We start from the raw sequence: 14,839 nt of genomic DNA, 5'->3' as shown, positions 1-14,839 counted from the left end.
TTGAGAAAATACGCTCTACATGGAACAACAAAAACAAGTACACTACAGTGATTATCTGCAATTAGACAAGATCCTGAATGCGCAAACCCTGGAAAGTGACTTATTGAAACAACATGCCCATGATGAAATGTTGTTTATTGTCATTCACCAGGCTTATGAACTTTGGTTCAAACAATTGTTATTTGAGATAGATTCGGTAGCGGCCATTATGCAAAAGCCGGCTGTTAACGACAATTCTCCCGAACTGCAAACCGTGGTTCACCGGTTAAACCGGATGGTAACCATTTTGAAGGTGCTGGTGCATCAGATAGACATTATGGAAACCATGACGCCGATGGATTTTCTCGATTTCCGGGATATGCTTCGGCCGGCATCGGGTTTCCAAAGCTGGCAGTTCAAACTGGTAGAAGCCAAGCTGGGCCTGAAATACCAGCAACGCCATGGCCAGGAATATTACATTTCGCAATTGCGGCAGCAACAGATAGACCTCATAAAACAAACAGAAAAAGAAAGATCGGTTATAGAGCTGCTCAATGCCTGGCTGGAACGCATGCCCTTTTTTGATGAGGTTGATAACTGGACTAACTATAAAAGCGTAGCAAGCCCTCTTCCTGCTTCCCCAAATAGGGGAGGAGAAAACAGGTCCGTGCCTTTCTGGGTTGATTACCGCTACATTTATGCCAGTGGTTTGGCTGAAGCGGAGCAAAACAACATACAGTTTTTTGATGCCGTATTTTCGGATGAATCCGCTTCTGCCGAAAGACAGTTATCCCCAAAAGCTTGTAGGGCCGCGCTTTTCATCATGTTATACCGCGGGTATCCCATACTGCAACTGCCTTTCCAGTTGCTGAATGGCCTGCTGGAAATAGACGAGCAGTTGAGTACCTGGCGCTACCGGCATATGAGCATGGTGCAGCGGATGATTGGTACTCGTATTGGAACCGGCGGCAGCACCGGCCGCGACTATCTGAAAGGAGCATTGGACAAGCATTACATTTTCGCAGAAATAAGCCGGCTTACCAGCTTTTTGATAGAAAGAAGGAAGCTGCCGGTTTTAAGCCATGAGATGGAGCAACGACTTGGCTTTGTAGGGTAAAATATTACACCGGTTACCGGTTGCCGAAACAGGCGACCGGTAACAATTCCCTTCCCGTGCAGGTAATTCTACGCACAATCCGTGTATGTCATTTATACGGAAAACAATCCCCAAACAACAGGCGATTTTTATTCATGTGAAGCAGGTCACCGGGCGAAAAGCAGGTTATAAAACAATTTAAACAATAAGCAACAATTAACGTTTCAGTATAACGTTAGTTCAATGACTAAAACCTGCGATTTTTGTACCTCAAAAAGGCACTTTAAATGCAGGTTAAGATATAATCCAGAATAGCAATACACAGCCTTCCGCGCCGGAACTGTAGCGGAAAGCAGCAGAACGATATGCGAATTTTGTACCAGAAAAAAAATACTTGATCCAGCAAAGGTTGTGCTTTGTTAATTCGAATTATTTGCTTCAATTTTGCATGCATTACATTCAATCCAAAATCTGACCTTCTAAATGGGCTTATTCAACTTTTTCACCCAGGAGATTGCCATCGATCTGGGCACTGCCAATACCCTAATCATACACAATGACGAAGTAGTGGTGAATGAACCGAGTATAGTAGCGCTGGACCGTAATAATCCAAAAACGGTTCTTGCAGTAGGGAAACGGGCTTTGATGATGCATGAAAAGACCCATGAGAGCATCCGCACCGTTCGTCCCCTCAAGGACGGTGTAATTGCCGACTTTAACGCTGCAGAATTAATGATCCGGGAGATGATCAAAATGATCTATCCTAAAAAGCCATTATTCCCCCCAAGCTGGAGAATGATGATATGTATCCCTTCGAGCATTACCGAAGTGGAAAAAAGAGCGGTACGCGACAGTGCCGAGCAGGCAGGTGCCAAAGAGGTGTACCTGTTGCACGAGCCCATGGCAGCAGCCCTGGGTATTGGCATTGATGTAGAAGAGCCTGTTGGTAACATGATCATCGATATTGGTGGTGGTACCACTGGTATTACTGTAATAGCCCTGGCAGGTATCGTATGCGACCAGAGTATCCGTATTGCAGGTGATGAATTCACCGCCGACATTATGGAAGCCCTGCGCCGCTACCACAGCTTGCTGATTGGTGAGCGTACTGCCGAACAGATCAAGATCAACATTGGAGCGGCCATGAAAGATTTGGACAATCCACCAGATGATATTCCAGTAAACGGTCGTGACCTGGTAACCGGTATCCCTAAACAGATCATGGTTAGCTACCAGGAAATTGCCGAAGCACTCGATAAAAGCATCTTTAAAATTGAAGAGGCGATCCTCAAGGCGCTTGAAATGACCCCACCCGAATTGGCTGCCGATATTTACAGACGCGGTTTATACCTCACCGGCGGCGGAGCACTGCTGCGTGGTTTGGATAAACGCCTGAGCCAGAAAATTAAATTGCCTGTGCACGTGGCTGATGATCCATTAAAGAGCGTAGTACGTGGAACCGGCCTGGCACTGAAGAATTATGACCGCTATCCATTTGTGATGCGTTAAGGTTTTAAATATTAAATAAAGTTTGGCACTGTTTTTCAGGCAAATGGGCCGGTATTTGTAATTTTTCAAAATAAAAACCGCAGGTGCGTAATATATTTCTCTTCATCAGGAGGTACTTCAATTTTGTATTCTTCGTGGTGCTGCAGATTGCGGCCCTGTATATTCTATTTCATTACAACAAGTTCCATGAAGCGGTTTTTTCTGGCGTAGCCAATGAATTAACCGGTAACATAGGTGGCAAATACAGCAACATCACTTATTATTTCCACCTGAAATCAACCAACGACCAGTTGGCCAAAGAAAATGAAGAACTGCGTAATAAGCTGTTAACCAATTTCGAACGGCCCGATACGTCGCAAAAACTGGTTCAGGATACCGTTCCTTACGATACCCTGGGGCATTTTCGGAAATACTTTTACCGCAGCGCCCGGGTTGTAAACAACTCGGTTAGTTTGCCCAATAATACTTTTACTATCAACCGGGGCGAAAATGAGGGCGTCCATAAAAACATGGGTGTTATCAGCCCCAATGGCGTGGCCGGTGTGGTGATCAATACGAGCAACAACTATGCAGTGGTAATGAGTTTATTACACCGCCAAACCAAGATCAGCGCCAGCCTCAAGAAAACCGGTGAAACCGGTAAAGTACTTTGGGATGGCAACAGCCCTTTATATATTACCCTGAAGGACATTCCCAAGAGTGCCCAGGTAGTAAAAGGCGACTCTGTAGTAACCAGCCCTTACGCCTCCCATTTCCCTCCTGGTATTTTGATTGGCACAGTGATGGATATAGTAGACGACAAAACCAGCAGCTTTTATACATTACGGTTAAAACCTGGTACCAACTTTTTTAATGTGCAGTATGTGATGGTGGTAGAAAATATCCTGAAAGACGAACAGGCCAAACTGGAAGAAGAAACTAATAAAATAAACCAATGAGTGATCTGGTACGTAATACCGTCCGATTTGTATTGTTTATACTGGTGCAGTATTATGTATTGTTTCAAATACGGCCGCTACACCAGTTTGTAGTGCCATATGTATATTACCTGTATGTGCTGTGGCTGCCATTCAGTATGGGCCGCATGACTTTGATGTTCGTAAGTTTTGTATTTGGTTTAACCCTCGACTATTTTACCCAAACCCCCGGTTTACATGCCGCCGCCTGTACATTGCTGGCTTATGTGCGTGGTTTTGTAGTGAATATCCTGATTCCGCAGGAAGGCGCCGAGCAGAACTATAAATCACCTTCGCCTGTTAGTATGGGGTGGGCCCCGTATGCAGTATATGTACTGGTTTTAACACTGGTACATCACATATATCTGGTTTTTCTGGAATGGCTGCAGTTTGGTTCGTTCCTGTTTTTCCTGGGAAAAGTACTGGCAACAACTGGTATCAGTTTAATGTTGGTGCTCATAACCGAGCTGTTGTTCTTCAGAAAAGAAAAATTCAGAACCAATACTGCATAGGAAATTAGAAATGTGAAATGAAGTATAAGAAATGAAAAAGGTGATAATCAGCCTTTTCGTAATTATACTACAGCACACAAAAAGAATTAACTTCGCTTCTATAAATTATTCAATTTTTATTTGGTAACTAGTACTGTAATGTACTTTAAGTCCTATGTCTGTATTTAACCAGTCAAGAAGTAACATAATACGCCTGATATTTCTCGGACTCTTTCTCATTATCATAGCTCAGTTATTCAACCTTCAGGTAATTCAGGGCAAATACAAAGTATTGGCCATGGAGAACGCGGTATTTGCCAAAGTAAAATATCCCGACCGGGGTATCATTTACGACCGTAAGAACCGGCCTATTTTGAATAACACCATCATGTACGACCTGGTGGTAGTACCTAATGAGGCAAAGAAAACCGATACGTTCGGGCTTTGTGAAATTCTGGGTATCGATACCGCAGAATACAACAAACGTATTATAGAGGCACGTTTCAAAAACGGGCCTTACCGGCCTTCCATTTTTGAGGATCTGCTGGAACCGCAATTACAGGCGCGGCTGGATGAGAACATCTGGAAGTTTCCCGGTTTTGCATTGGTGGAACGTCCGGTGCGGGTATACCCGTTCAACGCGGCTGCGCATATAATGGGTTACATTGGCGAAGCCGATTCAAACATCATCAAACGCTCTGGCGGGTTTTACCACATGGGTGACTATGTGGGCCGAAACGGCCTCGAAGCCTATTATGAAAGAGTGCTGATGGGACAGCGTGGGGTAGAGTTCTTACTGAAGGATAATAAAAACCGGCTGGTAGGTAACTATGAAAAAGGCCGCTACGATACACCTGCTGTTCGTGGCCGTAACCTGCATACGTATATCGATATTGAACTGCAACAGTTGGCCGAAAAACTGATCAATGGTAAATTAGGAGCAGTAGTTGCCCTGGACCCCAAAACCGGCGGCATACTGGCCATGGCCTCTGGCCCCAACTATGACCCCAATACGTTAACAGGTCCCAATAAACAAAAGAACTACAGCCGCATGGTGCTGGATGTAAAGTCGCCGCTCCTGAATCGTGCTATTCAGGGTTTCTATCCGCCGGGCTCTACTTACAAACCATTGGGTGCATTGATAGGATTGGATGAAGGCGTAATTAATCAAAACAGCGGCATAAGTTGTACCGGGGCTTATTATGGCTGTAATAAAGTAGTTCACTGTCTGGAACATTGGGCTGGTCACTCGGCCAACCTGCGTTTATCCATCGCCCACTCCTGTAACTCGTTCTTTTCTGATGTGTTCAGAAAAACAATCGATAATCCTGAATACCGCAGTGCGCGTACGGGCATGGTTAAATGGACGGAGTACATGAATAAGTTTGGATTGGGGCACCGGATAGGTGTTGACCTGCCAAGTGAAATTGGCGGCAATGTGCCCGATACCACGCAATACGATAAAGAATACCGCCGCTCCTGGAACTCCTGTACCATGGTTACCATTGGTATTGGCCAGGATAAATTAACAGCCACTCCTTTACAAATGGCCAATGCCATGGCCATTGTTGCCAATAAAGGGTATTACTACATTCCGCATTTTGTAAAGAATTTCGAGAATGAGACTGAACAGGATACGGCAATGAAGAAATACCGGGTTAAGCATGAGGTGCTGACCCACATTCCCAATGATGTATACGACATTGTACAGGAAGGTATGCAGGATGTGGTTGAACACGGTACCGCACAGGTAGCCCGCATCCCCGGCATTAATATGTGTGCTAAAACCGGTACTGCCGAAAATAAAACGGTTCTGGATGGCAGAGTGATCCAGTTAAAAGATAACTCCATGTTCGTTTGTTTTGCACCACGCGAAGACCCCAAGATCTGTGTAGCGGTTGTAGTGCAGAACGCTGGTTATGGAGCCACCTGGGCGGCGCCTATTGCGTCATTGGTGGTTGAAAAATATTTAACCGATTCTATCAGGGCGGAAAGACTGCCTGAAATAAAACGCATTTCAGAAGCCAATATCATTCCTGATTATTTTGAGCGGTTACAATTTAAAACCGATTCATTACGGGCCCGCAAATGGTTCGATTTAACAAAGGACAGCAATTACATTAGAAAGTATGTGCCCCGGCAACGTATTACCACCAGCGCCAAAAAGCAAACACCGCCGCCTGCGGCGCCTGTGGTTATGAAGCCGGCAAAGGATGTGATGATCAATGAGAATTTATATGCTAAACGATCAACGACCGATAAAAGAAATCCATGAACAACCAGCGTAATCCTACCATATCGAAAGGGGTCGATTCAACCCTTATCTGGCTGTATTTACTCCTGGTTGCGATCGGGTTAATGAGTATTTTCTCAGTAACCTATCACGAAGGGGATGAAGTAGTGAAAAGCTTCCTGAATTTTAAAACGAATTACAGCAAGCAGCTCATCTTCTTTGCGGTGTCATTATTGATCGGGTTATTTATTCTGCTAACAGATAGTAAATTCTTTACCGCCACGGCCAATATCTGGTATGCATTCGGCATACTGTTATTGTTGCTGGTGTTTCCTTTCCACACCAATATTAAAGGAACAGAGTCTATCATTAAGCTGGGCGGGTTTAACTTACAACCGGCCGAGTTGTGTAAAGTGTTTGTGTGTTTGGCACTGGCCAAATACCTGTCGCGGGTAGAAACTGACTTTAGTAAAACCCGCTCACACCTGATGGCGGCGGGTATTGTTTGTTTACCGCTTTTAATAACCATTGCACAAAAGGAAACGGGTTTGGCGCTGGTGTTCCTGGCTTTCTTCCTGGTGATGTTCCGCGAAGGTTTGCCCGCCGGTTACCTGATCATTGGTTTTTCACTGGCTGTACTGGTGGTGGCCACCCTGCTTATAGATAAAGATATCCTGGCAATCATTTTAACGGTTGTAGCCGTTATTGCCATTTATTTTGGCTGGCGTTTTACGCGTCAGCGCCGCGAGCTCATCATTATCGTAAGTATAATATGGGTCACCTGCGTGGGCGTGCAGCGGTTTGCCGTACCTTTTATATTTACACACGTATTACAGAAACACCAGGTTGAACGTATCTTCTCCCTGATAGGCCGGGAAAACCCATACGCGGTATTGAATACCGTAGAAGGGGATGAACCGGTGGCTACTAAAAAGGATACCGACTACAACGTACGGCAAAGTAAAATTGCCATTGGTTCCGGAGGTTTTGTTGGCCGGGGTTTTTTGAAAGGCACCCAAACCCGGTTCGACTTTGTACCGGAACAAAGCACCGACTTTATTTTCTGTACCATTGGGGAAGGTTTTGGCTTTTTGGGTAGTTTGGCGGTACTGGGTATTTACATCTTTTTATTATTACGGATAGTAAATATTGCCGAACGACAACGAAGTGTGTTCAGCCGTTGTTATGCTTATGGAGTGGCCTCTGTATTCTTTTTTCATATTGCCATCAATATTTGTATGACCATTGGTCTGGCCCCGGTGATAGGTATTCCATTGCCTTTTGTAAGCTATGGAGGAACCTCGCTGATCTCATTCAGCACCATGCTGTTTATATTGGTGCGGCTTGATGCTGACAGACAAATGGTGTTGAGATAACGATATCTTGCCTTAACAATAAAAGATCATGAAAGTTATACCCCTGAGTGAAGGCACCTTTACGATAGATAAAACAAAACTGTTTGTTCCCTTCGATGCCGAGAAAGATGATCTGCAGGAACGGCCGGTTGGAAGTTTGCTGGTAGAAATTCAACCTTTTGTAGTGATTACTTCAGAAGATGTATTGCTGTTGGATACCGGTTTGGGTTTTACCAATGAAGATGGCCGGTTACAATTGCATCAAAACTTAATGGACAATGGCATCAACCCTGGTGAAATAACCAAAGTATTGATGTCGCATTTGCATAAGGACCATGCCGGTGGTATGGCCATTGGTACTGGTTCAGCCAGAACCCTCAGCTTTCCCCAGGCGAAATATTATATACAGAAACAGGAAATGGAATATGTATATGAGAAGGGATTTCCTTCTTATATGCCCGATGAGCTGGATTGTTTAAAAGAGGCGCCAAATGTAGAATGGCTCGATGGCAATGGCGTGATAGATGGGTACATCAAATACGAAATCACCGGCGCTCACAGTAAATACCACCAGGTATACTGGATCGTAGACGGCGGTGAAACTGTTTTCTTTGGCGGCGATGATGCCCCTCAGCTGCAGCAGATGCGCAGCCGCTTTGTGGCCAAGTATGATTTTGATGGTAAAAAAGCCATGGAATTACGCCAGCAATGGTGGCAGAAAGGCGAGCAGGAAAAATGGAAGTTCCTGTTCTATCATGATGTGAAGAACCCTACGTGGGAGTTTTAATAAAAAAGGCCTGCCCTTGAAAGGACCGGCCATTGCTAACCTATGAAAAACACCTAGTTTAATCAGTTTCCGCGGAAAGGTCTTCGGTTATCCATTTTCTGCATGCGGCGTTCGAGCAGCTCTTTTTGCAGTACGGTCCCGAATTCTTTCTCTGCTTTAAAAAATGTATTTACTTTTTCAGAAGAAAGGGCTTTACCAAATTCCCCATTGTACTTCTTACGAATATTCAATAACTTTTCTTCAGTAGGAATTTCTCCTTCTTTGTTTTGACGGGCGTCGATCCTGGTTTTTCTTATTTCCCCCATGTACTCGTTGTAGATGGGCCAGAACTTTTGCGCTTCATCTGTGCTCAGGTTTAATTTCTTAGTGAGGTAGGCGATCTTCAGTGCTTCAATCCGGCTGCCGTTGCCTCGTTGCCCGTTATCAGGATCTTCCTGGGCAAGGGAAACCGCCGAGATACCCAACGCCATCACTATTATGAGTATAATTTTTTTCATGAGTTTAATTCGTTTGAATGTCTTTTACAGTGCTGTACTTTTCAAGGTACTGTTGCAGGTCTTCATCCGATACATCAGCCAGCAGATCTTTCATATCACTGGCAGTTAAATCACCGGTATTGGCGGCCAATGCAGTTTCTGCCGGAGCGGGTGTCAGGTTCTCCAGGTAATTCTCCAGGTTATCATCACTGATGCTATCGAGGTCTGTTGAAGCAAGAACGACTTCATTACCACCTTCCACTACTTTAGGCCCTTTATTCAAATACAACACTCCTGCGGTAACAATAAGCCCTGCTACTACTGCGGCTGCCGCATAGCGTAATACGCGGCGGGTAAAGCTCATTGATACCACTTTGGCGGGTTGTTGCGCCCGTATTGCTTTTAAAACCTGGCCAGGCAGCTGGTCAAAATAACCTGCGGGTACATGATATACCTGCATTCTTTTTAATCCATTCGTTAATGGCGACCCGTTTTCGAGTGCGTCATTTACAAAGTCAATAGCCTGTGCACCGGCAATAGCATTTTCTTCCAACTCCTCAAAATAACCAGCCGGCATACTGAAAGGCATCTTTTTACCAATTTGACCTAACAAAGGAGAAACGATATCCAGTTCTTCCTTCGCATTTTCAGTGGCCGGTGATTGAACCCGGTCAAGGATAATGGCTGGTAAATTGTTAAAGTAATCGGCGGGAACCTGGTATGGATTATTATTTGCTTGTTGTAATGTTGGTGAAAGCGTTGTCTCTTCTTCCTGCTTTACCCGTTGTAAAACGGTATCGGCAAACCCTTCAAAGTAGCCTTGTGGTACCTGGTAAGGATTGTTGTTTGCCTGTTGTAAAGCGGATGAAAGTGTTACTTCCTCACCCTTTACCCGTTGTAGAATAGTATTGGCCAGGCCTTCAAAGTATCCTTGCGGAACCTGGTAAGGCTGGTTGGCGGGTGGCAAAACAGGGGTGGCTTCCATAGCTTTAACCAGTTGTAATAACTGGCTGGGCAGCCCTTCAAAATACCCGGCAGGCACTGTATATGGAGCCTGGTAGCTAATATCCGCTACAACCGGACTGATATCTCTCAATTCATTCAGTATATTGTTCCTGTTTTCCATTGCACCAACTGAGACTTGATTTGTTAATTAAAGTTTAATGATTGAGAATGTAATCCTCAATTTTTTTAACGGCATGGTGGTAAGAGGCTTTCAGGGCCCCTTCCGAAGTTTCCAGCACGTGGCTCATTTCTTCATAAGGCATTTCATCATAATACCGTAAGCTGAATACAACTCTTTGCTTTTCAGGTAATTGCTGAATTGCAAGCTGCAATTTCCACTCCAGCTTATTAGGGTCGAAATGTTTATCGGCCTTGATCTTGTTCTCCAGTCCGCTCTCCACATCGCTGAGTGACACTGAACTTCTTTTTTTCAGTTGCTCCAGGTAGGTGAGGCATTCATTCGTAGCAATCCGGTACAACCAGGTGTACAACTGGGAGTCTTCCCTGAAGTTTTCCAATCCATTCCACACCCTTATAAACACATTTTGTAATACATCATTCGCGTCTTCGTGTTCTACTACCATCCGGCGAATGTGCCAGTAAAGTCGTTCCTGGTATTTTCGGATTATAGCCGTATAGGCTTTTTCTTTAGTGGCCGGATCGCGGAATTGCATCAGCAATTCGCTGTCTTGCATGGTCACCGACATAGGTTAGCTGTTTTCTGTGATAAAATATTGGAACCTGCCAATTGAATTTAGTTTAAACGTTTCAACAAATATATTATGATAAGATATAAATCAGCCCTTTATAATTGATATTAAAAACGCCTTAATGTGTTGAAGGAGAAATAACAGTGAACAGCTGCACAAGTATTTGAAATACCGGTTGTAATTATTAGCATTGCAGTCAGTACCCCTAATCCAATTCTTATGAAAGAGAAAAGAAAATCAGGATTTACCCATCTGCGTAACCTGGTACTGGTACTTATCGGTATCTCCCTCTTCGTTTTTCTGGTTATTGCCACTTTATCATTATTGTTTGGCCATTCCATGTGGAGCTGGATAAATGTGCTGCGTTTTATAATTGGTGGTGCTATTGTATTCATCGTTTGCTGTTATGCTTTCCTGGTTAGATTGGTCTTTGCGAAACCTAAAAAATAATCGCTCCATACCCCTATAAAAATTTCTTATGGAAAATGCTCAACCAATTCAACCTGTTAAGCAGGATGAAAGAATAAAACGAGAAGCTGAAAAACTTTTTCAAAGTTTCTGGAACGGGATCATAAGCCGTAAACCAGTTGGCCTTTTAACTGAAATGGAAAGCGGACAGAAAATATTTTCCTTTGAATCTTATTTAAGAGAAACAGGGAAGGGGGAGTATGTTGAGGCGTATTGTTCGCATATAAAGTCCGCTGATATTGCATCTGACATGGTCACCTTCACCAATATGGGATGGGCGCGTTTCAAAGGCGGCCTATCGTTGCTGGGGGTGTTATTGCTGATCCTTTTACCTGGTATTTTACTTTACCTGTTGATAGTTGCATTTTTGGCCACCTTCAGTATTTCGTTCTGGGGCTGGTTACCTGCTGTACTTTTTGCATTAACTGGTCCGGTTATGGTTGCCATACTTTTTATTCCCACGGCAAAACAAACCCGGCAGGAATCCAGGGCATCACAGAAAAATTTACAGTATATCATAAAGAATTTCGATAACGACGAGCTTACTTTTCTGCGAACCAAAAGCAAGTTGTTTAAATAAGGATAAGCGCAGTAATAAAAAATGGTGAACGGTCACAGACCATTCACCATTTCTCTTTATATCAAAAGACAATTATCCTTTTCTGGCGATCACTTTTTGAGCTGCGTCAACGATGTTGGGGGTATCCAAACCGTATTTCTTCAGCAACTGCAGCGGTGTACCGCTTTCGCCAAACGTATCGTTGGTACCGATGTACTCGATAGGAATGGGGAAGTTTTTAGAAGCTGTTTGGGCAATGGCATCGCCTAAACCGCCAATGATATTATGTTCTTCCACAGTAACCGCGCAACGGGTTTTGCGGATAGATTTCAGGATGGCTTCGGTATCGAGCGGCTTAATGGTGTGAATGTTCACCACTTCAACACTGATGCCTTTTTCTTCAAGGATGCGACCGGCTTCAATGGCTTTCCATACCATGTGACCGCAGGCGAAAATAGAAACGTCGGTTCCTTCGCTGAAGAATTGGGCTTTACCAATTTCAAATTTTTGATCGGCTGCTGTGAAAATAGGCCAGCTGGGACGGCCAAAACGCAGGTAAACAGGGCCTACATATTCAGCAACGGCAATGGTTGCAGCTTTGGTTTGGTTGTAATCGCAGGGAACGATCACCGTCATACCGGGCAGCATTTTCATTAAACCGATATCTTCCAGGATCTGGTGGGTAGCGCCGTCTTCGCCCAGGGTTAAACCGGCGTGCGAAGCACAGACTTTTACGTTTTTACCAGAATATACTATTGACTGACGAATTTGATCGTATACACGGCCAGTAGAGAAGTTGGCAAAGGTAGTGGTAAAAGGAATTTTTCCTCCAATCGTTAAACCGGCTGCTATACCCATCATATTGGCTTCAGCGATCCCAACCTGAACATAGCGCTCGGGGAACTCTTTCATGAACTGGTTCAGTTTCATAGAACCAGCCAGATCGGCTGTAAGGGCTACTACATTCGAATTCTTACGGGCTGCTTCCACAATACCATCGCCAAAACCGCTGCGGGTATCTTTTTGTCCGGTTACCTGTATTTCTTTCAGCATGATTAAAATTTGGTGGTGCAAAGTAAGGTAAAAAAAAGCAAATGGCTCAGGGCTTTTATAATCATTGCCACTGAGCCATTTGACGTATTTAAACTAACATTAGTTCAGATCGGCTGGTTTGCTTTGATAAAAGCTGGCATCGGCTTTCAGGCGTTGCTCCCATTTCCAGGCAGTGGCCATCATGTCATCCAGTGAGTATTTTGTTTCCCATCCCAGTGCGGTGCGCGCATGGTCGTTATTGGCGTAAATGGCAATAACGTCACCAGAGCGGCGTGGACCAATTATGTAATTGAGTTTTACATTGCTCACTTTTTCAAAGGCTGTAATGGCTTCCAGTACGGTTACGCCATTGCCTGAACCCAGGTTGAATACTTCGCAGCGCTGGGTGCCTTTTTCATCCAGTAAGTATTGGATGGAAAGCGTATGCGCATGGGCAATATCGCTTACATGTATGTAATCTCGAATGCAGGAACCGTCGCGGGTTGGGTAATCGTCGCCATGCACCTGCATTACAGGAATTTTGCCGATAGCTGTTTGCGTAATAGCGGGAACCAGGTTAGCCGGGCGGCCAATGGGCAGCTCACCAATCAAAATAGAGGGGTGGGCGCCTACCGGGTTAAAATAACGCAACAGGATGCATTTGGTAGAATTTGCTTTTGAAAATTCATTGATGATCTGTTCTCCCATTTGTTTGGTATACCCATATGGCGATTCGGCCGGTTTGGGTGGTGTTGCTTCCGTTACAGGTATTTTATCGGGATTACCATATACTGTACAGGAGGAAGAAAATACAAAATGGGGAATATTGAACTCAGCAACACATTTCAGCAAATTGATCAATGAAAACATATTGTTTTCGAAATACAGCAATGGCTGCTCTACTGATTCGCCCACTGCTTTATAAGCAGCGAAATGAATAATGCCGCTTATGTCGGTATTTTCCTGAAAAATTGCATAAGTGTCGTCAAAGTCGCACAGGTCTACCTTATAATTTTTTACCTTTTTACCGGTAATTTTTTCAATGCCTTCTAAAATGCGGGGTGTTGACCGGGAGTTATCATCGACTGAAATTACTTCGAAGCCGTTTTCAATAAGGTCAACAATGGTGTGAGATCCAATATAACCACATCCGCCTGTAACCAGAATTTTGCTCATTATATCGTTTTATTTTAAGATTAGCTTTCTTTCAAAACATTCATAAGATATTGGCCGTATCCACTCTTAAGCAAGGGTTGAGCCACGGAAATCAGCTGTTCTTTTGTGATAAAACCTTTGCGGTAAGCAATTTCTTCAATACAAGCGATTTTTATGCCCTGTCTTTGTTCAATAACCTGAACAAATTGAGAAGCTTGCATCAGGGAGTCAAAAGTACCCGTATCTAACCAGGCAGTACCACGGTCAAGAATGGAAACTTTTAATTTCCCCCTGCGAAGATATTCTTTATTTACATCTGTGATTTCATATTCACCCCGGGGGCTTGGCTGCAGATCGCGGGCAATGGCTACTACTTCATTATCATAGAAATACAGACCGGGTACCGCATAACTGCTTTTAGGGGTTGCTGGTTTTTCTTCTATGGAAATAACTTTGTTGCTTTTATCAAATTCAACCACACCATACCGCTCGGGATCGCTAACGTGATAAGCATATACAATGCCACCATCGGGTTTATTATTCTTCGACAGTTGTTCGCCCAGGCCTGAACCGTAGAAAATATTATCGCCCAGTACCAGCGCTACATTGTCATTCCCAATAAAATCGGCGCCAATTACAAAGGCCTGTGCCAGTCCGTTGGGTACGGCCTGTTCGGCATAAGTGAAGTTTAAACCCAGCCTTGAGCCATCGCCCAAAAGTCTTTTAAACTGGGGAAGGTCGTGGGGGGTGGAAATGATCAGGATATCCCGGATGCCGGCAAGCATCAACGTTGATAATGGGTAATAGATCATTGGCTTGTCATATATAGGCATGATCTGCTTACTGATCGCATAGGTGATTGGGTGCAATCGTGTGCCTGATCCCCCGGCTAAAATAATTCCTTTCATTCCTGCAACTGATTTTTATTGAAATACTATACAACGTTAAGGTTGTAAGGCTGCGTAAATTATGCCAAAGTAGGAAGAAACGGTTGGAATACAAAAAGGAAGTGGGGAATTGGTTGACAA

The 14,839-nt window shown here is 44.1% G+C and carries 15 protein-coding genes; 9 read left to right on the top strand and 6 right to left on the bottom strand.

Annotation, left to right across the window (positions count from 1 at the left end; genetic code table 11):
• Positions 1 to 19: 19 nt before the first annotated feature.
• From BMX95_RS01050 to BMX95_RS01020, 7 genes are all read left to right on the top strand, one after another.
• Positions 20 to 1,096: a tryptophan 2,3-dioxygenase gene (locus BMX95_RS01050; RefSeq protein WP_081199440.1), complete on the top strand. Its 1,077-nt coding sequence runs from the start codon at positions 20 to 22 to the stop codon at positions 1,094 to 1,096.
• A gap of 462 nt (positions 1,097 to 1,558) precedes the next feature.
• Entirely contained in the window at positions 1,559 to 2,584 is a 1,026-nt protein-coding gene (locus BMX95_RS01045; protein WP_014223005.1) for a rod shape-determining protein, read from the top strand.
• Positions 2,585 to 2,667: 83 nt separating this feature from the next.
• A complete protein-coding gene (gene mreC, locus BMX95_RS01040) occupies positions 2,668 to 3,522 on the top strand; it encodes a rod shape-determining protein MreC (protein ID WP_081199442.1) in 855 nt (284 codons plus the stop codon).
• On the top strand, positions 3,519 to 4,052 hold the full coding sequence (locus tag BMX95_RS01035) for a rod shape-determining protein MreD (protein ID WP_081199444.1): 534 nt from the start codon (positions 3,519 to 3,521) through the stop codon (positions 4,050 to 4,052). Before mreC ends, BMX95_RS01035 begins: the two co-directional genes overlap by 4 nt.
• 154 nt (positions 4,053 to 4,206) lie before the next feature.
• The gene (mrdA, locus tag BMX95_RS01030; RefSeq protein ID WP_081199446.1) at positions 4,207 to 6,306 is read left to right on the top strand and encodes a penicillin-binding protein 2; all 2,100 of its coding nucleotides are present in this window, start codon (positions 4,207 to 4,209) and stop codon (positions 6,304 to 6,306) included.
• On the top strand, positions 6,303 to 7,640 hold the full coding sequence (gene rodA, locus BMX95_RS01025; protein WP_081199448.1) for a rod shape-determining protein RodA: 1,338 nt from the start codon (positions 6,303 to 6,305) through the stop codon (positions 7,638 to 7,640). The genes mrdA and rodA overlap by 4 nt, the downstream gene beginning before the upstream one ends.
• Before the next feature lie 28 nt (positions 7,641 to 7,668).
• The gene (locus BMX95_RS01020) at positions 7,669 to 8,406 is read left to right on the top strand and encodes an MBL fold metallo-hydrolase (RefSeq protein ID WP_081199450.1); all 738 of its coding nucleotides are present in this window, start codon (positions 7,669 to 7,671) and stop codon (positions 8,404 to 8,406) included.
• 62 nt (positions 8,407 to 8,468) lie between these two features.
• Here BMX95_RS01020 and BMX95_RS01015 read toward each other — a convergent pair whose 3' ends face one another.
• Genes BMX95_RS01015 through BMX95_RS01005 form a run of 3 tightly spaced genes read right to left on the bottom strand, consistent with a single transcriptional unit; the run spans position 8,469 to position 10,594 of the window.
• The gene (locus tag BMX95_RS01015) at positions 8,469 to 8,903 is read right to left on the bottom strand and encodes a hypothetical protein (RefSeq protein ID WP_081199452.1); all 435 of its coding nucleotides are present in this window, start codon (positions 8,901 to 8,903) and stop codon (positions 8,469 to 8,471) included.
• A 4-nt stretch (positions 8,904 to 8,907) separates the two neighbouring features.
• Positions 8,908 to 10,008, bottom strand: a complete 1,101-nt coding sequence (locus BMX95_RS01010) for a hypothetical protein (protein ID WP_081199454.1) — start codon at positions 10,006 to 10,008, stop codon at positions 8,908 to 8,910.
• A 34-nt stretch (positions 10,009 to 10,042) separates the two neighbouring features.
• Entirely contained in the window at positions 10,043 to 10,594 is a 552-nt protein-coding gene (locus BMX95_RS01005) for an RNA polymerase sigma factor (RefSeq protein WP_177193670.1), read from the bottom strand.
• A 222-nt stretch (positions 10,595 to 10,816) separates the two neighbouring features.
• Between BMX95_RS01005 and BMX95_RS01000 the strand changes: the two genes are divergently transcribed.
• Together BMX95_RS01000 and BMX95_RS00995 are read left to right on the top strand one after the other, a co-directional pair.
• Positions 10,817 to 11,047 carry a hypothetical protein gene (locus BMX95_RS01000; protein ID WP_081199456.1) on the top strand — a complete coding sequence of 77 codons (231 nt, stop codon included), beginning with the start codon at positions 10,817 to 10,819 and terminating at the stop codon, positions 11,045 to 11,047.
• A 28-nt stretch (positions 11,048 to 11,075) separates the two neighbouring features.
• Positions 11,076 to 11,645 carry a hypothetical protein gene (locus BMX95_RS00995; RefSeq protein WP_081199458.1) on the top strand — a complete coding sequence of 190 codons (570 nt, stop codon included), beginning with the start codon at positions 11,076 to 11,078 and terminating at the stop codon, positions 11,643 to 11,645.
• Positions 11,646 to 11,717: 72 nt separating this feature from the next.
• Here the strand turns inward: BMX95_RS00995 and BMX95_RS00990 are convergent, their stop codons facing one another.
• The 3 genes from BMX95_RS00990 to rfbA form a co-directional block, all read right to left on the bottom strand.
• Positions 11,718 to 12,677, bottom strand: coding sequence for a transketolase family protein (locus tag BMX95_RS00990; RefSeq protein WP_014223016.1), 960 nt, complete (start codon positions 12,675 to 12,677; stop codon positions 11,718 to 11,720).
• Positions 12,678 to 12,776: 99 nt separating this feature from the next.
• Entirely contained in the window at positions 12,777 to 13,832 is a 1,056-nt protein-coding gene (galE, locus tag BMX95_RS00985; RefSeq protein WP_081199460.1) for a UDP-glucose 4-epimerase GalE, read from the bottom strand.
• A gap of 20 nt (positions 13,833 to 13,852) precedes the next feature.
• Complete coding sequence (gene rfbA / locus BMX95_RS00980) at positions 13,853 to 14,719, bottom strand: glucose-1-phosphate thymidylyltransferase RfbA (RefSeq protein ID WP_081199462.1); 867 nt, start codon at positions 14,717 to 14,719, stop codon at positions 13,853 to 13,855.
• Positions 14,720 to 14,839: the final 120 nt, after the last annotated feature.

Origin of the sequence: Niastella yeongjuensis (genome assembly GCF_900110245.1) — a bacterium.
Classification (GTDB): Bacteria; Bacteroidota; Bacteroidia; order Chitinophagales; family Chitinophagaceae; genus Niastella; species Niastella yeongjuensis.
Note: the sequence above shows the minus strand (reverse complement) of the source record. Positions and strands in the feature narration are given on the sequence as shown.

Bases quoted from the DNA above. Each gene is read 5' to 3' on its own strand.
- BMX95_RS01050 (WP_081199440.1), top strand. From the start codon at position 20: ATGGAACAACAAAAACAAGTACACTACAGTGATTATCTGCAATTAGAC.
- BMX95_RS01045 (WP_014223005.1), top strand. From the start codon at position 1,559: ATGGGCTTATTCAACTTTTTCACCCAGGAGATTGCCATCGATCTGGGC.
- BMX95_RS01035 (WP_081199444.1), top strand. From the start codon at position 3,519: ATGAGTGATCTGGTACGTAATACCGTCCGATTTGTATTGTTTATACTG.
- mrdA (WP_081199446.1), top strand. From the start codon at position 4,207: ATGTCTGTATTTAACCAGTCAAGAAGTAACATAATACGCCTGATATTT.
- rodA (WP_081199448.1), top strand. From the start codon at position 6,303: ATGAACAACCAGCGTAATCCTACCATATCGAAAGGGGTCGATTCAACC.
- BMX95_RS01020 (WP_081199450.1), top strand. From the start codon at position 7,669: ATGAAAGTTATACCCCTGAGTGAAGGCACCTTTACGATAGATAAAACA.
- BMX95_RS01015 (WP_081199452.1), bottom strand. From the start codon at position 8,903: ATGAAAAAAATTATACTCATAATAGTGATGGCGTTGGGTATCTCGGCG.
- BMX95_RS01010 (WP_081199454.1), bottom strand. From the start codon at position 10,008: ATGGAAAACAGGAACAATATACTGAATGAATTGAGAGATATCAGTCCG.
- BMX95_RS01005 (WP_177193670.1), bottom strand. From the start codon at position 10,594: ATGTCGGTGACCATGCAAGACAGCGAATTGCTGATGCAATTCCGCGAT.
- BMX95_RS01000 (WP_081199456.1), top strand. From the start codon at position 10,817: ATGAAAGAGAAAAGAAAATCAGGATTTACCCATCTGCGTAACCTGGTA.
- BMX95_RS00995 (WP_081199458.1), top strand. From the start codon at position 11,076: ATGGAAAATGCTCAACCAATTCAACCTGTTAAGCAGGATGAAAGAATA.
- BMX95_RS00990 (WP_014223016.1), bottom strand. From the start codon at position 12,677: ATGCTGAAAGAAATACAGGTAACCGGACAAAAAGATACCCGCAGCGGT.
- galE (WP_081199460.1), bottom strand. From the start codon at position 13,832: ATGAGCAAAATTCTGGTTACAGGCGGATGTGGTTATATTGGATCTCAC.
- rfbA (WP_081199462.1), bottom strand. From the start codon at position 14,719: ATGAAAGGAATTATTTTAGCCGGGGGATCAGGCACACGATTGCACCCA.